The 23,475-nt window shown below is 63.8% G+C and carries 22 protein-coding genes and 1 tRNA gene; 19 read left to right on the plus strand and 4 right to left on the minus strand.

Annotated features, from left to right (window positions below; genetic code table 11):
- Positions 1 to 124: 124 nt before the first annotated feature.
- Both ACW8PS_RS12565 and ACW8PS_RS12570 read right to left on the minus strand, forming a co-directional pair.
- Entirely contained in the window at positions 125 to 1,510 is a 1,386-nt protein-coding gene (locus tag ACW8PS_RS12565; RefSeq protein WP_491527795.1) for a pyridoxal phosphate-dependent decarboxylase family protein, read from the minus strand.
- Positions 1,511 to 1,743: 233 nt separating this feature from the next.
- On the minus strand, positions 1,744 to 2,919 hold the full coding sequence (locus tag ACW8PS_RS12570) for a pyridoxal phosphate-dependent aminotransferase (protein WP_491527796.1): 1,176 nt from the start codon (positions 2,917 to 2,919) through the stop codon (positions 1,744 to 1,746).
- A 248-nt stretch (positions 2,920 to 3,167) separates the two neighbouring features.
- Between ACW8PS_RS12570 and cysS the strand changes: the two genes are divergently transcribed.
- The 7 genes from cysS (at position 3,168) to prmC (ending at position 9,888) form a co-directional block, all read left to right on the plus strand.
- Entirely contained in the window at positions 3,168 to 4,646 is a 1,479-nt protein-coding gene (gene cysS / locus ACW8PS_RS12575) for a cysteine--tRNA ligase (protein ID WP_491527797.1), read from the plus strand.
- A 170-nt stretch (positions 4,647 to 4,816) separates the two neighbouring features.
- Positions 4,817 to 6,439, plus strand: a complete 1,623-nt coding sequence (gene cimA / locus ACW8PS_RS12580; protein WP_491527799.1) for a citramalate synthase — start codon at positions 4,817 to 4,819, stop codon at positions 6,437 to 6,439.
- Positions 6,436 to 6,654 (plus strand): hypothetical protein, encoded by a 219-nt coding sequence (locus ACW8PS_RS12585; RefSeq protein WP_491527800.1) that lies wholly within the window; start codon positions 6,436 to 6,438, stop codon positions 6,652 to 6,654. The genes cimA and ACW8PS_RS12585 overlap by 4 nt, the downstream gene beginning before the upstream one ends.
- The gene (locus ACW8PS_RS12590) at positions 6,651 to 7,421 is read left to right on the plus strand and encodes a squalene/phytoene synthase family protein (protein ID WP_491527801.1); all 771 of its coding nucleotides are present in this window, start codon (positions 6,651 to 6,653) and stop codon (positions 7,419 to 7,421) included. The genes ACW8PS_RS12585 and ACW8PS_RS12590 overlap by 4 nt, the downstream gene beginning before the upstream one ends.
- A 67-nt stretch (positions 7,422 to 7,488) precedes the next feature.
- On the plus strand, positions 7,489 to 7,968 hold the full coding sequence (locus ACW8PS_RS12595; protein WP_491527802.1) for a DUF1499 domain-containing protein: 480 nt from the start codon (positions 7,489 to 7,491) through the stop codon (positions 7,966 to 7,968).
- Between the two features lie 31 nt (positions 7,969 to 7,999).
- The gene (gene prfA, locus ACW8PS_RS12600; protein WP_491527803.1) at positions 8,000 to 9,052 is read left to right on the plus strand and encodes a peptide chain release factor 1; all 1,053 of its coding nucleotides are present in this window, start codon (positions 8,000 to 8,002) and stop codon (positions 9,050 to 9,052) included.
- 5 nt (positions 9,053 to 9,057) lie between these two features.
- On the plus strand, positions 9,058 to 9,888 hold the full coding sequence (prmC, locus tag ACW8PS_RS12605) for a peptide chain release factor N(5)-glutamine methyltransferase (RefSeq protein ID WP_491527850.1): 831 nt from the start codon (positions 9,058 to 9,060) through the stop codon (positions 9,886 to 9,888).
- A gap of 39 nt (positions 9,889 to 9,927) precedes the next feature.
- Here the strand turns inward: prmC and ACW8PS_RS12610 are convergent.
- A tRNA-Thr gene (locus ACW8PS_RS12610) sits at positions 9,928 to 10,003 on the minus strand.
- A gap of 171 nt (positions 10,004 to 10,174) precedes the next feature.
- On the opposite strand from ACW8PS_RS12610, the gene ACW8PS_RS12615 reads away from it, so the two are divergent.
- Genes ACW8PS_RS12615 through ACW8PS_RS12635 form a run of 5 tightly spaced genes read left to right on the plus strand, consistent with a single transcriptional unit; the run spans position 10,175 to position 14,824 of the window.
- On the plus strand, positions 10,175 to 10,915 hold the full coding sequence (locus tag ACW8PS_RS12615; RefSeq protein WP_491527804.1) for a 5-oxoprolinase subunit B family protein: 741 nt from the start codon (positions 10,175 to 10,177) through the stop codon (positions 10,913 to 10,915).
- Positions 10,912 to 11,931 carry a 5-oxoprolinase subunit C family protein gene (locus ACW8PS_RS12620; protein ID WP_491527805.1) on the plus strand — a complete coding sequence of 340 codons (1,020 nt, stop codon included), beginning with the start codon at positions 10,912 to 10,914 and terminating at the stop codon, positions 11,929 to 11,931. The genes ACW8PS_RS12615 and ACW8PS_RS12620 overlap by 4 nt, the downstream gene beginning before the upstream one ends.
- 3 nt (positions 11,932 to 11,934) lie before the next feature.
- Positions 11,935 to 12,699, plus strand: a complete 765-nt coding sequence (locus tag ACW8PS_RS12625; RefSeq protein ID WP_491527806.1) for a LamB/YcsF family protein — start codon at positions 11,935 to 11,937, stop codon at positions 12,697 to 12,699.
- Entirely contained in the window at positions 12,699 to 13,655 is a 957-nt protein-coding gene (locus tag ACW8PS_RS12630; RefSeq protein WP_491527851.1) for a bifunctional enoyl-CoA hydratase/phosphate acetyltransferase, read from the plus strand. Before ACW8PS_RS12625 ends, ACW8PS_RS12630 begins: the two co-directional genes overlap by 1 nt.
- On the plus strand, positions 13,652 to 14,824 hold the full coding sequence (locus ACW8PS_RS12635; protein WP_491527807.1) for an acetate/propionate family kinase: 1,173 nt from the start codon (positions 13,652 to 13,654) through the stop codon (positions 14,822 to 14,824). The genes ACW8PS_RS12630 and ACW8PS_RS12635 overlap by 4 nt, the downstream gene beginning before the upstream one ends.
- Before the next feature lie 7 nt (positions 14,825 to 14,831).
- Here the strand turns inward: ACW8PS_RS12635 and ACW8PS_RS12640 are convergent, their stop codons facing one another.
- Positions 14,832 to 16,055, minus strand: a complete 1,224-nt coding sequence (locus tag ACW8PS_RS12640) for an MFS transporter (RefSeq protein WP_491527808.1) — start codon at positions 16,053 to 16,055, stop codon at positions 14,832 to 14,834.
- A gap of 214 nt (positions 16,056 to 16,269) precedes the next feature.
- Here ACW8PS_RS12640 and ACW8PS_RS12645 point away from each other — a divergent pair, with 214 nt between their 5' ends.
- From ACW8PS_RS12645 to pgi, 7 genes are all read left to right on the plus strand, one after another.
- A complete protein-coding gene (locus ACW8PS_RS12645; RefSeq protein ID WP_491527809.1) occupies positions 16,270 to 16,899 on the plus strand; it encodes a DNA-3-methyladenine glycosylase family protein in 630 nt (209 codons plus the stop codon).
- Positions 16,896 to 17,570: an alpha/beta hydrolase gene (locus ACW8PS_RS12650; RefSeq protein ID WP_491527810.1), complete on the plus strand. Its 675-nt coding sequence runs from the start codon at positions 16,896 to 16,898 to the stop codon at positions 17,568 to 17,570. Before ACW8PS_RS12645 ends, ACW8PS_RS12650 begins: the two co-directional genes overlap by 4 nt.
- 260 nt (positions 17,571 to 17,830) lie before the next feature.
- Entirely contained in the window at positions 17,831 to 18,427 is a 597-nt protein-coding gene (locus ACW8PS_RS12655; RefSeq protein WP_491527811.1) for an HNH endonuclease, read from the plus strand.
- Positions 18,428 to 18,536: 109 nt separating this feature from the next.
- Positions 18,537 to 19,484: an agmatinase gene (speB, locus tag ACW8PS_RS12660; protein ID WP_491527812.1), complete on the plus strand. Its 948-nt coding sequence runs from the start codon at positions 18,537 to 18,539 to the stop codon at positions 19,482 to 19,484.
- A 226-nt stretch (positions 19,485 to 19,710) separates the two neighbouring features.
- Entirely contained in the window at positions 19,711 to 21,156 is a 1,446-nt protein-coding gene (gene zwf / locus ACW8PS_RS12665) for a glucose-6-phosphate dehydrogenase (RefSeq protein ID WP_491527813.1), read from the plus strand.
- A gap of 5 nt (positions 21,157 to 21,161) precedes the next feature.
- Positions 21,162 to 21,833, plus strand: coding sequence for a 6-phosphogluconolactonase (gene pgl / locus ACW8PS_RS12670; RefSeq protein ID WP_491527852.1), 672 nt, complete (start codon positions 21,162 to 21,164; stop codon positions 21,831 to 21,833).
- Between the two features lie 18 nt (positions 21,834 to 21,851).
- Positions 21,852 to 23,456: a glucose-6-phosphate isomerase gene (gene pgi, locus ACW8PS_RS12675; protein WP_491527814.1), complete on the plus strand. Its 1,605-nt coding sequence runs from the start codon at positions 21,852 to 21,854 to the stop codon at positions 23,454 to 23,456.
- The last annotated feature ends 19 nt before the right edge of the window (positions 23,457 to 23,475 follow it).

Consider the following 23,475-nt stretch of genomic DNA (forward strand, 5'->3'; position numbering starts at 1 on the left):
CCCCCCCCCCCCCCCCCCCCCCCCCCCCCGCCCCCCCCCCCCCCTTACCCTCTCCTCAACCCCGGGGGGGGGGGGGGGGGCCCCCCCCCCCCCCCGGGGGGGGGGCCGCCGCCACCGACCCGGTTCAGGCCAGCATCTCCCGCAACACAGTCTCGACCATCATCACATCCTCGCGGGTGCAGGCGAAACTGCCCGCAATCATGCGGATCACGAACCGCCCCTTGTGCCGGGTCTGGGTCAGATAGATCCGGCCATCGGCATTCACTGCCCGGATCAGATCTTCCGTCGCGCCATCGCCACCGCGATGGGCAAAGGTAAACAGCGCCAACCGCGGCTCGGTCACCACTTCCAGCTCGCCAATCGCCGCGACCTTGTCGCGCAGCTCCGCCACCCAGGCGACATGGTTGCGGATCATCGCGCGCAGCCCCTCCAGCCCGTAGGCGCGCAGCACGAACCACAGTTTCAACGCCCGGAACCGCCGCCCCAAAGGCAATGTCCATTCGTTGAAATCGGTCACCGCACCGCCCTCCAGCGTCTCCAGATAATCCGGCCGCAACCCCATGGTGCGCACCTGTGGCCTGGGATCGGCCAGAAACTGCACCGAACAATCGAACTGAACCCCCATCCATTTATGCGGGTTGAAGACGATCGAATCGCAGCCCTCGGCCCCGGCCCAAAGCGTCCGGAACTCGGGGCAGATCATCGCCGATCCGGCCCAGGCGGCATCGACATGGGTGTAAATCCCCGCCGCCCGCGCCACCGCCAGCCCGGCACCAATATCGTCGAAAGCCCCCACGGATGTGCCCCCGGCGCAAAAGACCACCCCCGCCGGCAGATGCCCCGCCGCGCGATCGGCCGCAATCGCGGCCCTCAGAGCCTCCGGATCCATCGACAGATCATCGCGCAGCGCCACTTTGACCAGGTTATCCTGCCCGATCCCGGCCAGCCGCACCGCCTTGTCGATCGAGCTGTGGGTTTCTTGCGACGCATAGATCCGCAAACGCGGGCCGCCGCTCAGGCCTTGCGTCAATCCGGCCCAGTCCAGGGCCCGTTCGCGCATCGTCAGCACGGCGCAGAACGTGGCGGTGGTGGCGCTGTCATGGATGGTGCCGCGCATCGCCTCTGGCAGCCCCATCGCCCCGGCCAGCCAGGTGATCATCTGTTCTTCGATCTCATTGGCTGCCGGGGCGGTCTGCCACAACATGCCCTGCGCCGATATCGCATTGGCCAATTGTTCCGCCAGCATCGAGGCGGGGGCGGCATTGGACGGGAAATAGGCAAAGAAACGCGGGTGCTGCCAATGGGTCATGTTACCCGGCACCAGACGTTCGAAATCGGCAAAGATGTCTTCCATCGGCTCGGGCGCTTCGGGGGCTGCGGCGGGCAATGCGGCCCGGATGCTGCCCGGTGTGACCTGCGGGCGCACCGGGCGGTCGCGCAGCCCGGCGTGATAATCGCGCGCCCAGGCTGCGGCCCGCGCCGACCATTTCACCAACTCGTCATGATCCATGTCTTATCCCTCCGCTCGCGCCAGATAATGCACATGTTAAGTAAATCGGCAAGCCGTGTCAGCGGGTGGCAGCCAGAGCGCGTCGCGCCAAATCGAATTCACCGGCCGACCCGAACGCATTCGATTGCGCGAAGGCTGCCTCGGTCCGGGTGATGAATGCTCGAATCCGATCAGGCGCGACGCGCTATAAAAGTGACACTTGCGTCAAAAATAAATGACACATGCGTCACTTTTTACCCGGCAAGCCGCTCCGCCAGCCGCAAGAGCCGCGCCACCGCATCCTCCAGCAGATCATCCTCGACCGTCAGCGCCAGCCGCAAATGACCGGCCGCTGCATGGCCAAAACTTTCCCCCGGCATCACCGCGATGTTTTCCTGATCGAGCAATTTGCGGCCAAATTCTTCGCCCGAAAGCCCGGTCGCGCGAATGTCCAACATGGTATACATCGCACCCTGCGCCGGGATCGCGCGCACCAGATTCTGGCCTGCGACCAGCCGCTGCACAATGGCGCGGCGGCGGCGGAAGGGGGCGGCGATTTCTTCCTCGAATTCGGGCCCCAGAGACAGCGCATGCAACCCCGCCTCCTGCACGAAACCGGGCACGCCATAGGTGGTGGCATTGCCGAGATATGTAAGATTTTCAATAACTTCGGGCGGTCCGACGACCCATCCCAACCGCGAGCCCGTCATCGCGTGGCTCTTCGACAATGAGCCCACCACAAGCGTGCGCTCGGCCATATCCGGCAAGGCGCGCGGGCTCAGATGGCACCCTTCCCAGACCTGCGTGTCATAGACCTCATCCGAGATCAGCCACAGGTCATGGTCGCGCACCACCCCGGAAATTCCGGCAATGGTATCAGATGAATAGACCGCGCCGGTCGGGTTGTTGGGCGTGTTGATCAGCAGCGATCTCGCGCCGGCGGCTTTTGCGGCAATGGCCTCGGCACGCGGTTGAAACCCATCGCAAGACCGCGCCTCGACCGCCAGCGGAATCGCACCAACGGCCCGCAATGTGGCGGGATAGGTGGCGTAATAGGGGTCGATATACAGCGCCCCGTCGCCCGGATCACAAGCCGCCATATGGGCCGCAAACAGCCCCGCCTGACCACCCGGCGTGATCTGCACATGATCGGGAGTGGTCGCCACGCCGGTGCGCTCCGTCAGCCTTTTTGCGATTGTTTCCCGTAGCTTGGCGATGCCTGCCACCGGTGAATACCCGGTCACGCCGCGCAATGTGGCGCCATGCATCGCCGCAAGAATGCGGGCATCGGTGCCGATATCATGCTCGCCTTGGGTCAGCTCGATGATGCGCGCACCGGCGGCCTTGCGCTTGCGCGCCAGATTGAACAGGCCCCAGCCATCATCGGCGCTGTCGCCGTTCAGCGTGGTAATCCGTCGTGATTGCCGCATGGTGAGCTCCGCGCGTCTTTTGCCAGCCCGCAGGGGCGCATTTCATCCCTGATTTGTCAATTGCCCAGGCGGGCAATTTCACCGGGCTTGGCAGCGCCCATCCGCATGGCTAAAGTGGTGCCATGGCCCGGACCCTGCCCATTATCTGCTGCATTCCCATCTGACATCGTCAGGCGGGTCTCAATCCTTACTTCCATCCCAGGTTCTAAGTTGCTACCCCCGCCGGGCACCCGCGCGAGGAAATTCTTATGACCAAGATCACCCTGCACAATACCAAAACCCGCAAGAAAGAGCGGTTCGAACCGCTCGACCCTAAGAATGTGCGGATGTATGTCTGCGGGCCCACGGTCTATGACCGGGCGCATCTGGGAAATGCCAGGCCGGTGGTGGTTTTTGATATTCTTTACAGGCTGTTACGCCATGTTTATGGGGCCGATCACGTCACCTATGTGCGCAATTTCACCGATGTTGATGACAAGATAAATGCCACCGCCCTGGCCCGCAAAGAGGCAGGCGCGGCGGGGAGTTTGGAAGAATTGGTCCAGGAACGCTCCGATGAGACCATCGGCTGGTATCTCAAGGACATGGGCGCTTTGGGCGCGCTGGAGCCGGACCACATGCCGCGCGCGACCGTCTTCATTCCGCAGATGGTGGCGATGATCGAAGAGCTGATCGCCAGGGGCCATGCCTATGAAGCCGAGGGCCATGTGCTGTTTGCCGTCGATAGCTGGCGGGCGCAATATGGCAAGCTGTCGGGCCGCACGGTCGATGACATGATCGCGGGGGCCCGGGTCGAGGTGGCACCCTACAAGAGAAACCCAATGGATTTCGTGCTGTGGAAGCCGTCGAGCGATGATCTGCCGGGCTGGCCATCACCCTGGGGCCGGGGGCGACCGGGCTGGCATATCGAATGCTCGGCGATGGCGCATGAATTGCTTGGCGAAAGCTTTGACATTCATGGCGGCGGGCTGGACCTGCAATTCCCGCATCACGAGAACGAGATCGCGCAGAGCAAATGCGCCCACCCGGAAGGGGAGTTTGCCCGTTACTGGATGCATAACGAGATGTTGCAGGTCGAGGGCAAGAAGATGTCCAAGTCTTTGGGCAATTTCTTTACGGTAAGGGATTTGCTGGACCAAGGCGTGCCGGGCGAGGTGATCCGCTTCGTGTTCTTGCAGACGCATTATAGGAAGCCGATGGATTGGACGGAGAAAAAGGCGAAGGAGGCGGAGCGGACGCTAAGAGACTGGTTCGATCGATTGAAATCCTCACACTTGAATTTAACTCCAGAAAACTGGCTCCTGTATAGCAGCGACAATACATACCAGGCAGATCCCGAAGTGATAAGTTCGCTTTGTGATGATCTCAACACTCATGCAGCAATTGCCAAGATGCATCAACTTGCAAAAAAGGGTGACCCAAATTCTGCCAATGCATTGCTGGGATCAATGATTTTGTTGGGCTTGTTTACTGAGAATACCAAAGTTGATCTGTTGTCATTTTCAGGTGTTGGCTGGGTCGGGATTTATCCAAAAGAGATTGAAGTCCTAGTGAATTCTTTACTTCGCGAACGGCAGGAAGCACGGAGGCGGCAAGACTTTTCACGTGCAGACGAAATTCGCAATGTAATGCAGAAATCTGGTGTATTGGTTGAGGATACGCCGGATGGGCCGAAATGGTCCATTGGTAGCAATTTTGATTCCTCTTTGTTGGAGAACTTCAAATGACCCTGTCTACATCACAGGGCAGCGCCCGAGCCTGGGTGGGCGCGCTCCAGCCTCATGGCATCCACAGCATCGCAACATCCGCAAAGCTACTTGCAACCGCACCCGCGCAAAAGCGCCCTCCCGGGGGGAGGGTCGGGCGCTGCCCGGCGGGGCCGGGCGGGGGGGGCACCATGACCCGCACCCGTCTTTTCCTCTATGACACGACGCTGCGCGATGGCCAACAGACCCAGGGCGTGCAGTTTTCCACCGCCGAAAAGCAGCAGATTGCCACGCTTCTCGATCAGCTCGGGCTTGACTATATCGAAGGCGGCTGGCCCGGCGCGAACCCGACCGACAGCGCCTTTTTTGATGCAGCCCCCAGGACCCGCGCCACCATGACCGCCTTTGGCATGACCAAGCGGGCCGGGCGGTCGGCTGAAAATGATGAGGTGCTGGCCGCGGTCCTGAATGCGGGCACGCGGGCCGTCTGTCTGGTTGGCAAGACGCATGTCTTTCATGTCGAAACCGCACTTGGCATTTCGCAGGCCGAGAACCTTGAGAACATTGCCAAATCCATCGCCCATCTGGTCGCGCAGGGGCGCGAGGCGCTGTTTGACGCGGAACATTTCTTTGATGGCTACAAGGCCAACCCCGATTACGCGCTGGCCTGTCTGAAGGCCGCCCATGACGCCGGTGCGCGATGGGTGGTGCTGTGCGATACCAATGGCGGCACGCTTCCAGATGAGATCGGGCGCATCACGCGCGCGGTGATCCAGGCGGGCATTCCGGGCGACCATCTGGGCATCCACACCCATAATGATACCGAAACCGCCGTCGCGGGCAGCCTGGCTGCGGTCGCGGCCGGGGCGCGCCAGATCCAGGGCACGCTCAATGGGCTTGGTGAACGCTGCGGCAATGCCAATCTGACCGCGCTGATCCCGACGCTTTTGCTGAAGGAACCCTATGCCAGCCAGTATCAGACCGGCATCACGCGCGACGCGCTCAAACACCTGACCATCGCCAGCCGCAGGCTGGATGATATCCTGAACCGGGTGCCGATGCGCCAGGCGGCCTATGTCGGGGCCTCGGCCTTTGCGCATAAGGCGGGGCTGCATGCCAGCGCCATCCTGAAAGACCCCACAACCTATGAACATGTCGCCCCCGAGCTGACCGGCAATGCCCGTATCATCCCGATGTCCAATCAGGCCGGGCAATCCAATCTGCGCCGCCGTCTGGCCGAGGCCGGGCTGGAGGTCGCGCCGGGCGATCCGGCGCTGTCTGCGATCCTCGATGAGATCAAGGAGCGCGAGGATCAGGGCTATTCCTATGACACCGCGCAGGCCAGTTTCGAGCTGCTGGCGCTGCGTGCGCTTGGCCAGATGCCGCGATTTTTCGAGGTCAAGCGCTACAAGGTGACGGTCGAGCGGCGCAAGAACAAATATGACCGGATGGTGAGCCTCTCTGAGGCGGTGGTGGTGGTCAAGATCGGGGACAGAAAGATGTTGTCGGTCAGTGAATCGATGGATGAAACGGGATCAGACCGGGGGCCGGTCAATGCGCTTTCCAAGGCGCTGGCCAAGGATCTGGGCCCCTATCAGAGCTATATCGACGATATCCGGCTGGTCGATTTCAAGGTACGGATCACCCAAGGCGGCACCGAAGCCGTGACGCGCGTGGTGATCGACAGCGAGGATGGGGCAGGGCGGCGCTGGTCCACGGTCGGCGTCAGCCCCAATATCGTCGATGCCTCGTTTGAGGCGCTGCTGGATGCGGTGATCTGGAAACTGGTGCGCGACGGGGCGCCGGCGACATGACGCGCTGCGCGTTTTTCACCCTGCAGCGCGATCTGTCCCGCGATGCCCGGATCTGCGATGGTGCCGAGTTGACCGACACATCAGGCGACGGGCTGCGCGCCAATTGGGCGCAATACCCGGCCATGCGTGACGCGGCCGCTATCGCCGCGCGGGTCACGGCGGCAGGGTTTGCAACCATCGCTACGCGGCTGCTGTCGGTGGGGCGCCCGGTATGAGCCTGACCGCCTGCGCCGAGATCGTGAAACGCGGTGATCCTGACCGGTTTCTGGCCACCATGGCGGCCCCGGCACCGGCGCGCGCGGTTCTGTTTCCGCTCTATGCGTTCAATCTGGAGGTGGCGCGCGCGCCCTGGATGGTGTCAGAGCCGATAATGGCCGAGATGCGGCTGCAATTCTGGCGCGATGTGGCGGCGGATATGGCCGCAGGCAGGGTGCCGCGTGGGCATGAGGTGGCGGCACCATTGGCCGCCGCGATCCCGCCTGAATGCGCCGATCTGCTGGATGGTCTGATCACCGCGCGCCTGTGGGATATCAGCCGCGACCCGTTCCAGGATGCGGCCCATTTTGATGCCTATATCGATGCCACATCGGGCAATCTGGTCTGGGCCGCGGCCCGCGCGCTCGGGGCCGCGCCCGAGGCCGAGGCCCCGATCCGTGCGCTTGGCTTTGCGGCCGGAATTGCCGGGCTGCTGCGCGCGGTGCCGGATCTGGAGGCGCGCGGGCGCGTGCCGCTCTTGGATGGCACATCGCAGGGCGTGCGGGAACTGGCCGAACGCGGGCTTGCGAAATGGGCCGAGGGCCGGGCCGCGCGCAGGGCAATCGCGCGCCCCGCACGGCCCGCCCTGCTGGCGCTTTGGCGCACGAAAACAACGCTGACAATGGCCCGTGATGTTCCGGGGCGGGTGATCGAGGGCATGCTGGATGAAAGCGAATTTTCGCGCCGTGGCCGGCTGCTTTGGGCGCAATTGAAAGGCGGGATCTGAGCGATGGATCTGAATGGGGTGACCGTGGCCGGAATGGTGCCACAGCAGTGCGGGAGGTGACCGGAAGATGCGCCTGTCATGGCTGATATTTCTGATTTCGGTGGCCCTTGTCGGGGTGCTCCTGGTCCTGATCCGCACCGCGCCGATGCCGGTTGCGCGCTGGCATGTCGATCCCGAAACCGCGCCGCGCCCCGCCACGCCCAATTCCTACCTGCTGCGCGATGGCGATGGCGATGACCCGGCGCTGCAATTGGCCGCCCCGCCCGCCGATATTGCCGCAGCGCTTGACGCCATCATGGCCGCCCGCCCGCTGACCAGCCGCCTTGCGGGCACCGCATCGGACGGGTTTGTCACCTATATCGTTCGCACGCCGATCATCAGATTTCCCGACGCGGTGTCGATCCGGCTGACGCAAACACAGACCGGCACGAGGGTCACCATATTCTCGCGGTCGCGCTTTGGCCGCTCTGATCTGGGCGCGAACCGGGCCCGTGTGGCGGCGATCATCGCCGATCTGAACGCCGCGCTTGGCCCGAACGCCCCTTGACGGCCCCGCCCGCCCGCGCCAAACCGCCCCCATGTTGCCCGCAGAGCGCCTGAGACAGATCACCGAACGGTTCGAGTTTCTCGAAGCGCAGCTGAATGCCGGCCCGGCGGCCGATGCCATTGCCGGTATCGCGCGGGAATATTCGGATCTGAAACCGGTGGTCGAACAGATCGCGGCCTTTCATGCGCTGCAATCGGAGATTTCGCAGGCCGAGGCGCTGCTGGATGACCCGGAAATGGCCGCGCTGGCGCAGGAGGAACTGCCGGTCCTGCGCGCCGCCCTGCCAGAGGCCGAACAGGCGCTCAAGCTGTCGCTCTTGCCGCGCGACGCCGCCGATGCCCGGCCCGCGATGATCGAGATCCGCCCCGGCACCGGCGGCGATGAGGCGGCTTTGTTCGCGGCCGACCTGCTGCGCATGTATCAACGCTACGCCGAGGCGCGCGGCTGGAAATTCGAGATCATCGAGGAAAGCCTGACCGAGCTTGGCGGCATCAAGGAACTGATCGGCCATATCACCGGCGAGAACGTGTTTGCGCGGCTGAAATATGAAAGCGGCGTGCATCGGGTGCAGCGGGTTCCCAGCACGGAATCGGGCGGGCGCATTCATACTTCGGCGGCCACCGTCGCGGTTCTGCCCGAGGCCGAAGAGGTCGATATCGACATCCCCGCCACCGATATTCGCATTGATACGATGCGCGCCAGCGGGGCCGGCGGGCAGCATGTGAACACCACCGATTCCGCGGTGCGCATTACCCATTTGCCGACCGGGCTGATGGTCACCTCGTCTGAGAAGTCGCAGCACCGCAATCGTGAGATTGCAATGTCGGTTCTGCGCGCCCGGCTGTATGATCTGGAACGCCAGCGCATGGATGATGAACGCGCCGCCGACCGCAAGAGCCAGGTCGGATCGGGCGATCGATCCGAGCGCATCCGAACCTATAATTTCCCGCAAGGCCGCGTCACCGATCACCGCATCAACCTGACGCTTTACAAGCTCGATCAGGTGATGACCGGCGATCTCGATGAGATCATCGACGCGCTGACCGCCGATGATCAGGCCCGCCTGCTGGCCGAGATGGAATGACCACGCTGCGCGCGGCATTGGCGGCCGGGGTGGCGCGGTTGGCAGCAAAGGGTATCGACGGGGCCGCGCGCGATGCACGGGTTTTGCTGGCCGAGGTGATCAAGGTGCCGGCGGGGCGATTGTCAATCACGCCGGATCGGGATTTGAAACCAGATGAAATCGAACGATATCAGTCGTTTCTGAATCGACGTTCAAGTCGTGAACCGGTCGCGCGCATTCTGTCCCGCAGGCTCTTTTGGGGCCGCGAATTTCGGGTTGCACGCGAAACCCTGGACCCGCGGCCGGAAACCGAGACCCTGATTGCGGCGGCGCTGGATCTGGGCCCGGTGGCGCGCTTTGCCGATCTGGGCACCGGCACCGGGATCATTGCGGTGACATTGCTGGCCGAATGGCCGGGGGCGAGCGCGCTGGCCACCGATATCGACCCGGCCTGCCTGTCGGTGGCAGCGGCCAATGCGGCGCGCCATGGCGTCGCGGATCGGATTGATTGCCGCGAATCCGACTGGTTTTCGGAGATTTCCGGGCGCTTTGCGCTGATCTTGTCCAACCCGCCCTATATCGGGGCGCATGAAATGGCGGATCTGGCCCCCGAAGTGGCCCAACATGATCCGCATCATGCCCTGAGCGATGGTGCAGACGGGCTGAGCGCCTATCTCCGCATTGCCGAGGGGGCGGCGCGCCACCTGACACCGGGCGGCATTCTTATGGTCGAGATCGGACCAAGCCAGAGCGCTGATGTTGCAGGTTTTTTTCGCAATGCGGGCCTGATCGATCTTGGGGTGCGGCAAGATCTCGATGGGCGCGACCGTGTTGTCATGGCGCAATTGCCGGGGTGAAACCGCGCTTTTTTGCCCGCCGATCTGGGGCGGGGCTGTTGGTGCCGGTCGAGGGACTCGAACCCCCGACCACCTGAGTACAAATCAGATGCTCTACCAGCTGAGCTAGACCGGCCCGCGGCATTCGATAAGAGATTGCCGCCCGGCGCACAAGAGGGCTGCGGCGTCGCGGGCCGAAAAATCCGCCCGCGCGGCAGGCCTTGGTGCAATCGGGTTGCAAGGTCCGGCAAAGCCGATCACCATGTCTGCGAGCCAGCAAAACCGCCACCCGCAAGGAGAGCCGCCAATGCCGCCGCCGCAGTTTCCGACCCTGCACCGGATGGGAGAGGCCAGCCTTTTGCTGGCCTTTGCCGATCACCTGTCGATGCCGGTCAATACGGCCGTGCTGGCCTTTCGCGCCGCAGTGGACGCTGCCAATTGGGTCGGGGTTGCGGAAACGGCGACCTCTCTGAAATCGGTATTTTTGCGGTTTGATCCCGATCTGGTTGATCACGGCGCGCTTGAGGATCAGGTGCAGGCGCTGTTGGCGTCGCGCGACTGGCTGTCCGAGGGGCTGCCGCATAACCGAAAGCTGTGGCGCATTCCGGCGGTGTTTGGCGGGGATCATGGGCCGCAACTGGAGGAAGCCGCGGCCATGGTGGGGCTGCCGGAGGCGGCGGTGATCGCGGCGATTGCGCAAACCCGGCTGCGGGTGCTGACCATCGGTTTTGCGCCGGGGCTGCCCTATCTGGGGCAATTGCCCGAGATGTTCGATATCCCCCGCAAGACCGAATTGAACCCGCTGGTGCCCAAGGGCGGGTTGGGGCTGGCGATCCGGCAGATGGTGATGTTTCCGGTTGATACGCAGACCGGCTGGCGCTGGATCGGGCAGGCGGCGTTTGACGGGTTCCGGCAGCACAGCGACACGCCCTTTGCGCTCAATGCCGGCGATGAGATCACATATCGCCCGGTCAGCGTGATGGAATATGAAGATGCGGTCGCGGGGCTTGAAACCGGCCAGGCGGCAATGGCTGAGGCGCTGCCATGAGTGCCGCCTTGCAGATCATCGAGGCGGCCCCGGGCCTCAGCCTGCAGGATTACGGGCGGCCGGGGTTTCTTGCCAAGGGCCTGTCGCAGGGCGGCGCGATGGACCCGCTGGCGCTGGCCGAAGGGGCGGCGTTGATGTTGCAGCCCGCGGGCGATGCCCTGGCCATTGAAATGGCCGGGGCGGGGGGGCGGTTTCGCGCCGATGGGGCCTCATTGTTGATCGCGCTGACCGGCGCGCCGATGGTGGCGGAGCTTGACGGCACAAGGCTGCCCTGGCCGGGCAGTTTTCTGCTGCCCAAGGGGGCGGAGCTGAAAATCGGCGGCGCGCTGGCGGGCAGTTACGGCTATCTCAGCGTGGCGGGGCTGAGCGCACCGCGCATTCTGGGCGCGCGCTCGGCCCATCTGGCGGCGGGAATTGGAGCCCGGCTGATCGCAGGGGCGGCGCTGCCCTGCACGCCCGCGCCCAATCCCGGCGGGCTGAAACTGACCCCAGAGGATCGGTTTGGCGGCGGCATCATCCGCATTTTGCCATCAGTCCAGACCGGGCAGTTCGGTGCCGAAACACTGGCCCGGTTCGAGGCCACGGAATTCATCAAAGACGCCCGCGCCAGTCGCATGGGGGCGCGCATGTCGCATGATGGCGCGGGGTTCTCGCAGGCGGCGCATCTGGGGATATTGTCAGAAATCATCGTGCCCGGCGACATTCAGGTGATCGGCGACGGCGCGCCTTTTGTCTTGTTGCCGGAATGCCAGTCAATGGGCGGCTACCCGCGTATTGCCACCGTGATTTCGGCCGATCTGGCGCGGGTGGCACAGGCCAGCCCCGGCGCGCCGATCCGGTTTCGCTTTGTCACACTGGACGCGGCCCTTGCCGCCCGCGCCGCCGCCGCCGGGCATCGCAAATCCCTGCCCGATGGCGTGGTGTCGCGGGTCCGCAACCCTGCTGACATTCCCGACCTTCTGTCCTATCAATTGGTGGGCGGGGTGATCTCTGCCATCCACGACCCGGAGGAATGAACCATGGCGACCAGCGTTGATCTGAATGCGGATATGGGCGAAAGCTATGGGCCTTGGGTGATGGGGCGCGACGCCGACATTTTGCAGGTGGTGACCTCGGCCAATGTGGCCTGTGGCTTTCATGGTGGCGACCCGAGCGTGATGGCCGAAACGATCCGAACCGCCGCCACCCATGGCGTCGGTATCGGCGCGCATCCCGGATTTCCCGACCTGCAGGGCTTTGGCCGGCGCCGGATGCAGATGGCCACCGAGGATCTGCAAAACGCCATCCGCTATCAGTTCGGCGCGATCCGGGGCATGGCCAATGCGAACGGGGCCGAGGTGCGCCATTTCAAGCTGCATGGGGCGCTGGCGAATATGTGCGCGGAAGATGAGGCGATGGCGCGGGCCTGTTATGAGGCGGCGCTGTCGGTCGATCCCGATGTGATCATCTTTGTGCTGGCGGCCACCGCGCAAGAGCGCGCGGTTGCGGCGCTGGAGTGCAACTGGGCCGGTGAGATATTTGCCGACCGCGCCTATAATGACGATGCCACGCTGGTCGACCGGTCGCAGCAAGGGGCCGTGATCCAGGACCCGGCCCATGCCGCGCTGCGGGTGGTGAAAATGGTCCAGGCCGATGCCATCATCGCCGAGAGCGGTGTCCATATCCCGGCCCGGATTGATACCATCTGTCTGCATGGCGACAATGACGCGGCCTTGCAGATCGCGCGCACGGTGCGCGCAGGGCTGGAAACCGCAGGCATTGCGCTGGCCATGGTCGGCACCTGATCTGCCCACGCCATCCCCGAACAGCCAAACGAAAGTTCCCGATGACCGATCACATCCATTTCGCGCGCCTTGCCGATGCTGCCCGCCCTTTGGCCCCGCTGCCGACAGCCGTTGTCGCGCCGGAAAGCGCCGAGGCGCTGCAGGGCGCGCTGTTGGGCCGCGACCACAGGCTGATTGATCCGGTTCTGGTCGGCTGCGCCGATAAGATCGCCGCCGCCGCGCAGGAGCTGGGGGCCGATATCACCGGCATCGAGATCATCGATATCGCCGATCATGCCGCTGCTGCCGCGCGCGCCGTGGCGCTGGTGCATGAGGGCCGGGCCGGGGCGCTGATGAAGGGCCATCTGCATACAGATGATTTGCTGCGCGCGATCCTGAAACGCGATGGCGGCCTGCGCACCGCGCGCCGCCTGAGCCATGCCTTTGCCATGGATGTGCCGGGCCAGGACCGGTTGCTGTTCATCACCGACGGGGCCATCAATATTGCGCCCGATCTGGCCTGCAAGGCCTCGATCGCGCAAAACGCGCTGGATCTGGCGCGGGCTTTGGGGATCACGGATCCCAAGCTGGCGGTTCTGTCAGCGGTCGAGACCGCGAACCCGGCGATTCCATCCTCGGTCGATGCGGCCGCGATTGCGGCCATGGCGGCGGCCGGCGAGATTACCGGCGGCTCGGTGCAGGGGCCGCTGGCGATGGATATCGCCGTCAGCAGCCATGCGGCGGCGGTCAAGGGGGTGGGCGGGCCGGTCGCGGGGCGCGCCGATATCTTGCTGGTGCCGGGGCTTGAGGCGGGAAATATCCTGTTCAAGGCGCTGACCTATCTGGCCGCTGCCAAGGCGGCGGGCGTGGTTCTGGGGGCGTCTGTGCCGGTGATCCTGACCAGCCGGTCGGATGATGAACATGCGCGCCTGGCCTCTTGCGCGGTGGCGGTGCTTGCTGCGGCGCATTCGCCATGAATGTGATCCTGACCCTCAATGCCGGGTCATCCTCGATAAAGTTCGGCCTTTACGACACATCGCCGGAACCGGTCGAGGAACTGACCGGTCAGGTCGAGGCACTTGGCACCGATGCCCATCTCGTGCTGGAGCCGAAAGGGGGCACGCTGACGCGCCGGGCGCTTGGGGCCACCGATCATGTGCGCGGCGTGCAGGCCATCCTTGACGCCATCGCGCCCTGGCGCGCCGGGCGCGCCATTGCCGGTGTCGGCCATCGCGTGGTTCATGGTGGCCCCGATCTGTCGGCCCCGGTGCGCCTGGATGATGCCATGATCGAGAAGCTGAGCGCGCTGATCCCGCTGGCCCCGCTGCACCAGCCGCATAACCTGGCCGCGGTGCAGGCCGCCCGCGCGGCGTTTCCGGCCGCGGTGCAGGTCGCGGCCTTTGACACCGCGTTTCATCGCGGCCACCCTTGGGTCAATGACACATTCGCGCTGCCCCGGCGCTATTACGCGCGCGGCGTCCGGCGCTATGGGTTTCACGGGCTGAGCTATGATTACATATCGGGCGTGCTGGCGCGTGATTTCCCCGATCTGGCGGCCGGCCGGATGGTTGTGGCCCATCTTGGCAACGGGGCCTCGATCTGCGCCATGAAAGCGGGCCGCTCGGTTGGCTCGACGATGGGGTTTTCGGCGCTGGACGGCTTGCCGATGGGCACGAGATCAGGCCAGCTCGACCCCGGCGTGGTGCTTTATCTGATGCATCATGAGGGGCTGAATGCCGATCAGATCATGCATCTTCTCTATCATGAAAGCGGGCTGAAGGGGCTGTCGGGCATCAGCCATGACATGCGCACCTTGCTGTCTGCCCATGCCGTTGAGGCCAAACAGGCGATTGATTATTACGTGTTTCGGCTGGCGCGCGAAATCGGGGCCATGGCGGCGGTTCTGGGCGGCATTGACGGGCTGGTCTTTACCGGCGGCATTGGCGAACATGCCGCCCCCATTCGGGCCCGGGCGCTGGAACGCCTGGCGTTCCTGGGCCTCGCCATCGCGCCCGAGGCCAATGCTGACAACGCCACCCGGATCGGTGCCGGTGCGGTGCCGGTTCTGGTTATTCCCACCGATGAGGAGCGCATTATCGCACGCGCCACAATGGCCGAGCTTGGCAGTTGCGCGGGCCGGTCCTGACGCTGCCTCAGGGGGTCGTTGGCGGGCGCAGCCACAGCCAGATCAGCGCCGCCGCCGCCAGCGCCAAAAACGGCATCATGGCCAGGTTGACCGCTGACCAACCGGCCACAACCGATCCGCCGGAACAGTTCATCAACCCGCCCGAGGCCAGCGAGGCCACCGTCACCATGCCAAAGACGATGGCGTCATTCATGCCCTGCACCCGGCCGCGTTCTTCGGGGGCATGGGCGGCTGTCAAAAGTGTGGTGGCGCCGATGAAGCCGAAATTCCATCCCACCCCCAAAAGAACAAGTGCGACAAAGAAATGGCCAATCTCCATTCCGGTCAGGGCCACCACCCCGGCACCGCCCAGGATCAGCAGGCCAAGCGACATGATCCGATGGGTTCCGAAACGCGCAATCAGATGGCCGGTGAAAAAGGACGGCACATACATCGCCAGGACATGGGCCGATACGATATCGGCGGCGTGCTCGGGCTCGAACCCGGCCCCGACCACGGCCAGCGGTGTCGATGTCATGACAAGGTTCATCAGGGCATAAGATACCATGGCGACGATGATCGCGGTGATGATGCGCGGATCGCGAAGCATGTCGCGCCGGCTGCGGCCTGCGGGGCCTTCGGTTGCGGCCGCGACTGGCTTGGGCAGGTTCAGGAACGGAAATAACAGCGTGCCGAAAAGGTTGAGCGCCACAATCGCCATATAGACGCCCAGAAAGGGCGTGATCGTCACGTCGCCCATGGCCTTGACCAGCTGCGGCCCGATCAGCGCCGATGCCAGCCCGCCCGCCATCACATAGGAAATCGCCTTGGGCCGGAACGCATCCGAGGCCGCATCGGCGGCGGCAAAGCGATAAAACCCCTGCGCCGACACATAGATGCCGGTGAAATAGGAGCCCAGAAGAAAGATCGGGAAAGAACTGGCATAAAGCCCATAGGCCGCCACGGCCGCTCCGATCGCGCCGCCGCCCGCCCCGACCATAAAGCCCGCCATGCGGCCATAGCGCTGCATGAAGGTCGAAATCCACGGGGCCGTGGTCATCGACCCGAAAACAACCAGCGATATCGGCAATGTCGCAAGGCAGGGGTTCGAGGCCAGCATCTGGCCGGCCAGCCCGCCGACGATGAACACCATCGGCAGCTGACTGCCCAGAATTGCCTGCATGGCAACCAGAACAATCACATTGCGGCGGGCGCGGGCGTCGCCTTCGATGGTGTTGACGACGTCAGTCATGGCCCCACCGCTAGCCCCGTTCAGTGCCGATGGAAAGCCCCGCAAGCCAAATCACTCTGTGCGTGAACGCACAGTTTAGGCAATCATTGCGAACATTCTGGCGGCAACAATCCTGGCGGCAATCACTTCGGAGCGGCCCCCGGCCCGCAATACATGGCGGGATTGGCAAGCTGCACCGGCTGTGACAGGCTGGCCGCGAAAAGGGGCGCGCGCTTTGGTTGGACGCATCATCGAAGACCTGGATTGCGTGGCCGAAGGCGCGACCTGGCTGGCGCAGGCCTGCCCGCGCATGGCCCATGCGCTGGATCAGACCGGGCCGCTGCCGTTGCGCCGTCGCGGCGATGGCTTTGCCCAGATCCTCAGCGCCATTGTCAGCCAGCAGGTCTCGGTTGCGGCCGCCAATGCGATCTGGGGGCGGCTCAGGGCGGCGGGGCTGACCGGCCCGCGCAAGATCATCTGGGCCAGCGATGATGATCTGCGCGCCTGCGGTCTCAGCCGTCAGAAAATCGGCTCAGCCCGGGCGCTGGCCGATGCGCGCATCAACTACCGCGCCCTGCGCGACGCACCCGATGATCAGGTCATCGCCACGCTGACCGAAGTGCCCGGCATCGGCAGTTGGACGGCCGAGATCTACGCCATGTTCTCACTTGGCCGCGCCGATGTCTTTGCGCCCGGCGATCTGGCCTTGCAGGAGGCCGCGCGTATCCTTTATGGCTTGCCCGCGCGCCCCAAGGAGCGTGAAATGCGCGCGATGGCACAGGCCTGGTCGCCTTGGCGATCGGTTGCCGCGCGCGTTCTTTGGGCCTACTACCGCGTGGCAAAAGAACGAGAAGGCATCAGATGACACCGACACTGGAATTTGGCCGCCGCGAAGCCGCGTCGGGGCAGGGCGACAGCCTGGTGATATTTCTGCATGGTTACGGTGCCGATGGCCGTGATCTTCTGGGGCTGGCGGACACGCTCGGCCCGCATCTGCCCGACACTGTTTTCATCGCGCCGGATGCGCCGGAACGCTCCACCGTCAATCCGATGGGCTATCAGTGGTTTCCGATCCCCTGGCTTGATGGCTCGCCCGAGGATCTGGCCGCCGAGGCGATGGCGCGCGCGGTGGTCGAGCTGAACAGCTTTCTCGATGCGATGATCGCGGCTGAGGGCGTGACGCCGGACCGGGTCGTTCTGGTGGGCTTTTCGCAGGGCACCATGATGGCGCTGCATGTCGCGCCGCGCCGGGAGGCGGCTTTTGCCGGTGTCGTGGGGTTTTCGGGCCGCCTGATGGAGCCCGAAGCGCTGGCAGATGAGATCGTGTCGCGCCCGCCGGTTCTGCTGATCCATGGCGATAGCGATGATGTGGTGCCACCGGAATCATTGCCCGCGGCCGCCGAAGCGCTGCAAGGCGCGGGCATCGATGTCTATGCCCATGTCATGAAAGGCACCGGCCATGGTATCGCGCCCGATGGGCTGTCGGTCGCGCTGGCCTTCATCCGGCAACGCCTTGGCCTTGATCGGGACGCGTAACGCCACCGCCAGGCGTATGTTCACCTGCCTCCGCCTTTCCCTTCTTCTTTGTCCAAATACTCAAAAATCACCCACTCGCCACCCGCACCCCGCCTCTGTCGGCCCGGTGGCAGCGGCATTGCACGGGGCCGCGCTCCAACCCCCCAAATGTAGGGCTTGTCAGACGAATTTCGCCAGATATAGTCCGGTCATGGCAGGGGCGGCTGGCACCCGCCCTGCTGCCCGAAAACGGGTTTACGGGGGTAGAGGCGGAGTCTGTGATGCATGGCAGGGTTGAAACAAGTTTCAGAACCGAATTCACCCGCGAACCGGGGGCGTTGAAGCAACACCCGGCCCTGGTGCTGAACGCCGATTACCGGCCGCTTTCCTATTACCCGCTGTCGCTCTGGCCCTGGCAGGAGGCGATCAAGGCGTCCTATCTCGACCGGGTCCAGATCATCGCCGAATATGACGAGGTCGTGCGCTCGCCCAGTATCGAGATTCGTATCCCCTCGGTCGTGGTGTTGAAGGATTATGTCCGGCCGCAAAAGCGGGTGGCCTTCACCCGGTTCAACCTATTTCTGCGCGATCATTTCTCGTGCCAGTATTGCGGTGCCAGTGGCGATCTGACTTTTGACCATGTCGTGCCGCGCGCATCAGGCGGCATCACATCATGGGAAAATGTCGTTGCGGCCTGTTCGGAATGCAACCTGCGAAAGGGGTCGAAATCGCTGCGCCGTTCGGGGCTTTCGCTGCGCAAACCACCGCGCCGCCCGCAGGCCGGTGAACTGCGCAATACCGGGCGCAAATTTCCGCCCGGGCATCTGCATGAAAGCTGGCTGGATTTCCTCTATTGGGATGCCGAGCTGGAGGCCTGATGTCACCGCAGATGTCAGCTGCCGTGACAGGGCCATTTCTCGGTATTCACGTGGACGCATGGGAAAATCCCGAGTAGCCTGCGCGCCGACAGGAAAGGAAAATCCGCATATGTCCGATCCGTTTTTCACACCCGTTTCGGGCTTTGACCTGCCGCGTTTCGCGGGTGTTCCATCCTTCATGCGGTTGCCGCAGATGACGCTTGACCATGCCCGCATCGGTGAGGTCGATATCGGTCTGGTCGGCGTGCCCTGGGATGCCGGCACCACCAACCGGCCCGGCCCCCGCCACGGGCCGCGCCAGATCCGCGACATGTCGACCATGATCCGGGCCCAGAACGACGCCACCGGGATCCGGCCGTTCGAGGCGGCCAATTGCGCCGATCTTGGCGATGTCGGCCCGAACCCGGCCGATCTGATGGACACCATGGAGCGTATCACCCGCTTTTTTGCCGCAATGAAGGCGCAGGGCATCCGGCCGCTGATGGCAGGCGGCGATCATCTGACCACGCTGCCCGTGCTGCGCGCCCTGGCGGATGATGGCCCCCTGGGCATGGTCCATTTCGACAGCCACACGGATCTTTTCCACTCCTATTTCGGCGGCAAGCTCTATACCCATGGCACGCCCTTTCGCCGCGCGGTCGAAGAGGGTCTGCTCGATCCAAAGCGCGTCGTGCAGATCGGCATCCGCGGCACCATGTATGACAGCGAGGATGTGGATTTCGCCAAAAGCGTCGGCATCCGGCTGATCCCGATCCGGGAATATTTCGCCCGCGGTTTTGCCGATGTCATGGCTGAGGCGCGTGAGATTGTCGGCAGCACCCCCACCTATGTCAGCTACGATATCGACTTTGTCGATCCCGCCTTCGCGCCCGGCACCGGCACGCCCGAGGTGGGCGGCCCGAACAGTTTCGAGGCGCTCGAGGTGGTGCGTGCGCTGCAAGGGCTCGATATCGTCGGGGCAGACATGGTTGAAGTGTCTCCGCCCTTTGATCAATCGGGGGGCACGGCCTATCTCGGGGCCTCGATCCTGTTTGAACTGCTTTGCGTCATGGTCTGACCAAATGTCCGTCCCGCGCCGGTCAACCAGGCCCAATCGCCTTCCCGTTAACCTTAACGCGCCCGCCCGACCTGCCTTCTTTGCGCTTGAAATATCCCGGGGGCGTCGCCCTTGGGCGACGGGGGCAGCGCCCCCATTTGCGACAGCCTGCGCTATTGCACCATGACCGGCGATTGTGGTAGCGCTAACATAATTTGAATACGCGCCCGAATAAGGACATCTCCGAATGGTCTCTCGCGTCATACCGGTGGAAGATTTCGATCTGGTGATCTTTGGCGGCACCGGCGATCTGGCCCGCCGCAAGATCCTGCCGGGCCTTTACCGGCGCTACCTTGCCGAACAGATGCCGCCCGGTGCCCGCATCATCGGCGCCGCGCGCACCAATCAGGACAGCGACGCCTGGCGCGCCTTTGCGCGCGCGGCGATCATGGAATTTGTCTCGGAGGCCAAGCAAGACCCCGCCACGATCGAGGCCTTTCTGAAAACGCTGTCATATGTGCCGATCGACGCAAGGGGCACCGGCGGCTGGCAGGAATTGGCCGAGCTCATGCGCCCCGGGGCCACGCAGGCGTTTTATTTCTCGGTGGCTCCAGGCCTGTTCGGGGATCTGGCCGAGCGGCTCAAATCCAACGCCATCGCGCGTCCCGATGCCCGCATTGTCGTCGAAAAGCCCTTTGGCCGCGATCTTGATACCGCGCGCGCGCTGAATGCCACCCTGGCGGCGTATTTCGATGAGACGCAGATTTACCGGATCGACCATTATCTGGGCAAGGAAACCGTGCAGAACCTGATGGCGGTGCGGTTTGCCAATGTCCTGTTCGAGCCGTTATGGAACGCCCAATATGTCGATCACGTGCAGATCACGGTTGCCGAAACTGTCGGCGTCGGCGGGCGCGGGGCCTATTACGACACATCGGGTGCAATGCGCGATATGGTGCAAAACCACCTGATGCAACTTTTATGCCTGACCGCGATGGAACCGCCTTCGCAGTTTGAACCCAATTCCGTAAGAGATGAAAAACTGAAAGTTATCAGGGCGCTGGATACCGTTCTTAAAGGTGATGTCGTGCGTGGGCAATACAAGGCGGGCACCCACCCGTCCTATCGCCAGGATGCAGAAAATGACGCCAGCCTGACGGAAAGTTTCATCGCATTGAAGGTCCATGTCTCGAACTGGCGCTGGTCGGGCACGCCGTTTTATCTGCGCACCGGCAAGCGGATGAAATCGCGCATGTCCGAGATCGTGATCCATTTCAAAGAACCGCCGCATAACATCTTTTCGGAAGCGTCCCATCCGCGCAGCAATATCCTGACCATCCGGCTGCAACCCGATGAGGGGATCGACCTGCGCATGACGATCAAGGAACCGGGGCCGGGCGGCATGCGCCTGATCGAGGTGCCGATGGATATGACATTTGCCCGTGCGCTCGGGCCGGAAGGGGCCGATGTGCCCGATGCCTATGAGCGCCTGATCATGGATGTGATCCGAGGCGATCAGACGCTGTTCATGCGCGGCGACGAGGTCGAGGCCGCCTGGGCCTGGACCGATCCGATCATTGCGTCCTGGGCCCGTTCAGAGGATACTCCGCTACAATATGAACCGGGCACGGCCGGGCCCGAAGATGCCCTGATGCTGCTGCATCGCGACGGGCGCAGATGGCGGGAGATATAGCCATGATGGAGCTGATCGAATACCCTGATATTGACCTGATGATGCTCGATGTCGCCGACAAGCTGGCGGCTGAGCTGAATGACCACCTGATGCGCGAGGATAGCGTCAGCTTCTGCGTGCCGGGCGGCACCACACCGGGGCCGATTTTCGATGTCCTGAGCGCGCAGGCGCTGGATTGGGATCGGGTGTCGGTTTTTCTCAGCGATGAACGCTGGCTGCCCGAGGATCATCCCCGCTCGAACACAAGGCTGGTGCGCCAACGTCTGCTGACCGACAAGGCTGCCGCCGCCAGGCTGGTGCCGCTTTACGCCGCCGCCGAGACCCCCGAAGAAATGATCGAGAGCCTCAGCGCCGGGTTGCGCCCGCATTTGCCGATCACGCTGCTGTTGCTTGGCATGGGCACCGACATGCACACGGCGTCCCTATTCCCGGGGGCCGACCGGTTGCATGATGCGCTGAACGATCCGGGCCCGGTCTTGATGGCGATGCGTGCGCCGGGGGTGCCCGAGCCGCGCGTGACCCTGACCGCGCCGGTGCTGTCTGCCGCGCTTTCGACCCATATCGTGATCACCGGTGATGCCAAGCGTGCCGCCCTGGAACGGGCGCAGCACCTGGAGCCAGAAGAAGCCCCCGTGCGGGCCGTTTTGCCCGGTGCCACCGTGCATTGGGCCGCCTGAGGACAAAGGAAAACCGACATGTCCCTTTGGGATGATCTGAAAGCACACCAGGCTGCGAAATCGGGCCGGGTGATGGCCGAAATGTTCGATAGTGGCGATCGGTTTGCCCAGTTTTCGGCGCGGTCTGGCGAGTTGGTTTTCGATTTCTCCAAAACGCAGATCGACACTGGCGGGTTTTCCCTGCTGCTGGAACTGGCCCGCAGCGCCAATATCGAGCCGCGCCGCGATGCGATGTTTGCCGGGGCTGAGATCAATGAAACCGAGGGCCGCGCGGTGCTGCACACGGCGCTGCGTGCGCCCGGTGGTGCCGTGATGGTCGCGGGCCGGGATGTGATGCCCGGTATTCTGGAAACCCGCGCCCGGATGGCCGAATTTTCCGATGGGGTCCGGTCTGGCCGGATTGCGGGGCAGGGCGGGGCCTATCGCGATGTGGTCAATATCGGTATTGGCGGATCTGATCTGGGGCCCGCGATGGCGACGCTGGCGCTGGCCCCCTATCATGACGGGCCGCGGCTGCATTATGTCTCGAATGTCGATGGGGCCCATATCCATGATGTTTTGAAAGGGCTCGATCCGGGGCGGACGCTGGTCATCGTCGCCTCCAAGACCTTCACCACGATCGAGACGATGACAAATGCGCAGACCGCGCGTGACTGGATGGCGGCCACGGTCACCGATCCCGGGGCGCAGTTTGCGGCCCTGTCGAGCGCTGCGGATCTGACGGCGCAGTTTGGCATCGACCCGGCGCGCGTCTTTGGGTTCGAGGATTGGGTCGGCGGGCGCTATTCGCTGTGGGGGCCGATCGGGCTTGGTCTCATGCTGGCGGTGGGGCCGGATGATTTCAACGATTTTCTGGCCGGCGGGTTTGCGATGGACAGCCATTTCCGTGAGGCGGATCTGGCTGATAACCTGCCCGTCCTGTTGGCATTGGTGGGCATCTGGCACAATCAGATCTGCGGCTATGCCACCCGTGCGGTGCTGCCCTATGATCAGCGCCTGTCACGTCTGCCCGCCTATCTGCAACAGCTCGAGATGGAATCGAACGGCAAGCGGGTGGCGATGGATGGCAGCGATCTGGCGCTGCCCTCGGGCCCTGTCGTCTGGGGCGAACCCGGCACCAATGGCCAGCACGCATTCTATCAGCTGATCCATCAGGGCACCCGCGTGGTGCCGTGCGAATTTCTGGTGGCAGCCCAGGGGCATGAGCCGGAACTGGCGCATCATCACCGGTTGCTGGTCGCCAATTGTCTGGCCCAGTCCGAGGCGCTGATGAAGGGCCGGTCGCTGGAAGAGGCCCGCGCGCGCATGTCGGCGGCCGGGTTGACGGGGGCAGAGCTTGAACGTCAGGCCCGCCACCGGGTTTTCCCGGGCAACCGACCGTCGACGACGCTGATATACCCGAAGCTGGTGCCGCATGTTCTGGGCCAGATCATCGCGCTCTATGAACACCGTGTCTTTGTCGAAGGCGTGATCCTTGGCATCAATTCCTTCGACCAATGGGGGGTCGAGCTTGGCAAGGAGCTGGCCGTCGCGCTGGAGCCGGTGCTGCGCGGCGGGCCGGATGAGGATAAGGACGGATCAACGCGTGCTTTGGCGGAATATTACAGGAACCATCAAACTTAACGATATAGTTTCAGCGCAT

This window comes from Alterinioella sp. (assembly GCF_058343375.1).

Coding starts and splice junctions, on each gene's coding strand:
- ACW8PS_RS12615 (WP_491527804.1), top strand. CDS start 10,175: ATGCCGCCGCCGCAGTTTCCGACCCTGCACCGGATGGGAGAGGCCAGC.
- ACW8PS_RS12625 (WP_491527806.1), top strand. CDS start 11,935: ATGGCGACCAGCGTTGATCTGAATGCGGATATGGGCGAAAGCTATGGG.
- ACW8PS_RS12590 (WP_491527801.1), top strand. CDS start 6,651: ATGAGCCTGACCGCCTGCGCCGAGATCGTGAAACGCGGTGATCCTGAC.
- ACW8PS_RS12585 (WP_491527800.1), top strand. CDS start 6,436: ATGACGCGCTGCGCGTTTTTCACCCTGCAGCGCGATCTGTCCCGCGAT.
- pgi (WP_491527814.1), top strand. CDS start 21,852: ATGTCCCTTTGGGATGATCTGAAAGCACACCAGGCTGCGAAATCGGGC.
- ACW8PS_RS12620 (WP_491527805.1), top strand. CDS start 10,912: ATGAGTGCCGCCTTGCAGATCATCGAGGCGGCCCCGGGCCTCAGCCTG.
- ACW8PS_RS12650 (WP_491527810.1), top strand. CDS start 16,896: ATGACACCGACACTGGAATTTGGCCGCCGCGAAGCCGCGTCGGGGCAG.
- ACW8PS_RS12565 (WP_491527795.1), bottom strand. CDS start 1,510: ATGGATCATGACGAGTTGGTGAAATGGTCGGCGCGGGCCGCAGCCTGG.
- ACW8PS_RS12595 (WP_491527802.1), top strand. CDS start 7,489: ATGCGCCTGTCATGGCTGATATTTCTGATTTCGGTGGCCCTTGTCGGG.
- zwf (WP_491527813.1), top strand. CDS start 19,711: ATGGTCTCTCGCGTCATACCGGTGGAAGATTTCGATCTGGTGATCTTT.
- pgl (WP_491527852.1), top strand. CDS start 21,162: ATGGAGCTGATCGAATACCCTGATATTGACCTGATGATGCTCGATGTC.
- ACW8PS_RS12655 (WP_491527811.1), top strand. CDS start 17,831: ATGCATGGCAGGGTTGAAACAAGTTTCAGAACCGAATTCACCCGCGAA.
- ACW8PS_RS12570 (WP_491527796.1), bottom strand. CDS start 2,919: ATGCGGCAATCACGACGGATTACCACGCTGAACGGCGACAGCGCCGAT.
- ACW8PS_RS12635 (WP_491527807.1), top strand. CDS start 13,652: ATGAATGTGATCCTGACCCTCAATGCCGGGTCATCCTCGATAAAGTTC.
- cimA (WP_491527799.1), top strand. CDS start 4,817: ATGACCCGCACCCGTCTTTTCCTCTATGACACGACGCTGCGCGATGGC.
- prfA (WP_491527803.1), top strand. CDS start 8,000: ATGTTGCCCGCAGAGCGCCTGAGACAGATCACCGAACGGTTCGAGTTT.
- cysS (WP_491527797.1), top strand. CDS start 3,168: ATGACCAAGATCACCCTGCACAATACCAAAACCCGCAAGAAAGAGCGG.
- ACW8PS_RS12640 (WP_491527808.1), bottom strand. CDS start 16,055: ATGACTGACGTCGTCAACACCATCGAAGGCGACGCCCGCGCCCGCCGC.
- speB (WP_491527812.1), top strand. CDS start 18,537: ATGTCCGATCCGTTTTTCACACCCGTTTCGGGCTTTGACCTGCCGCGT.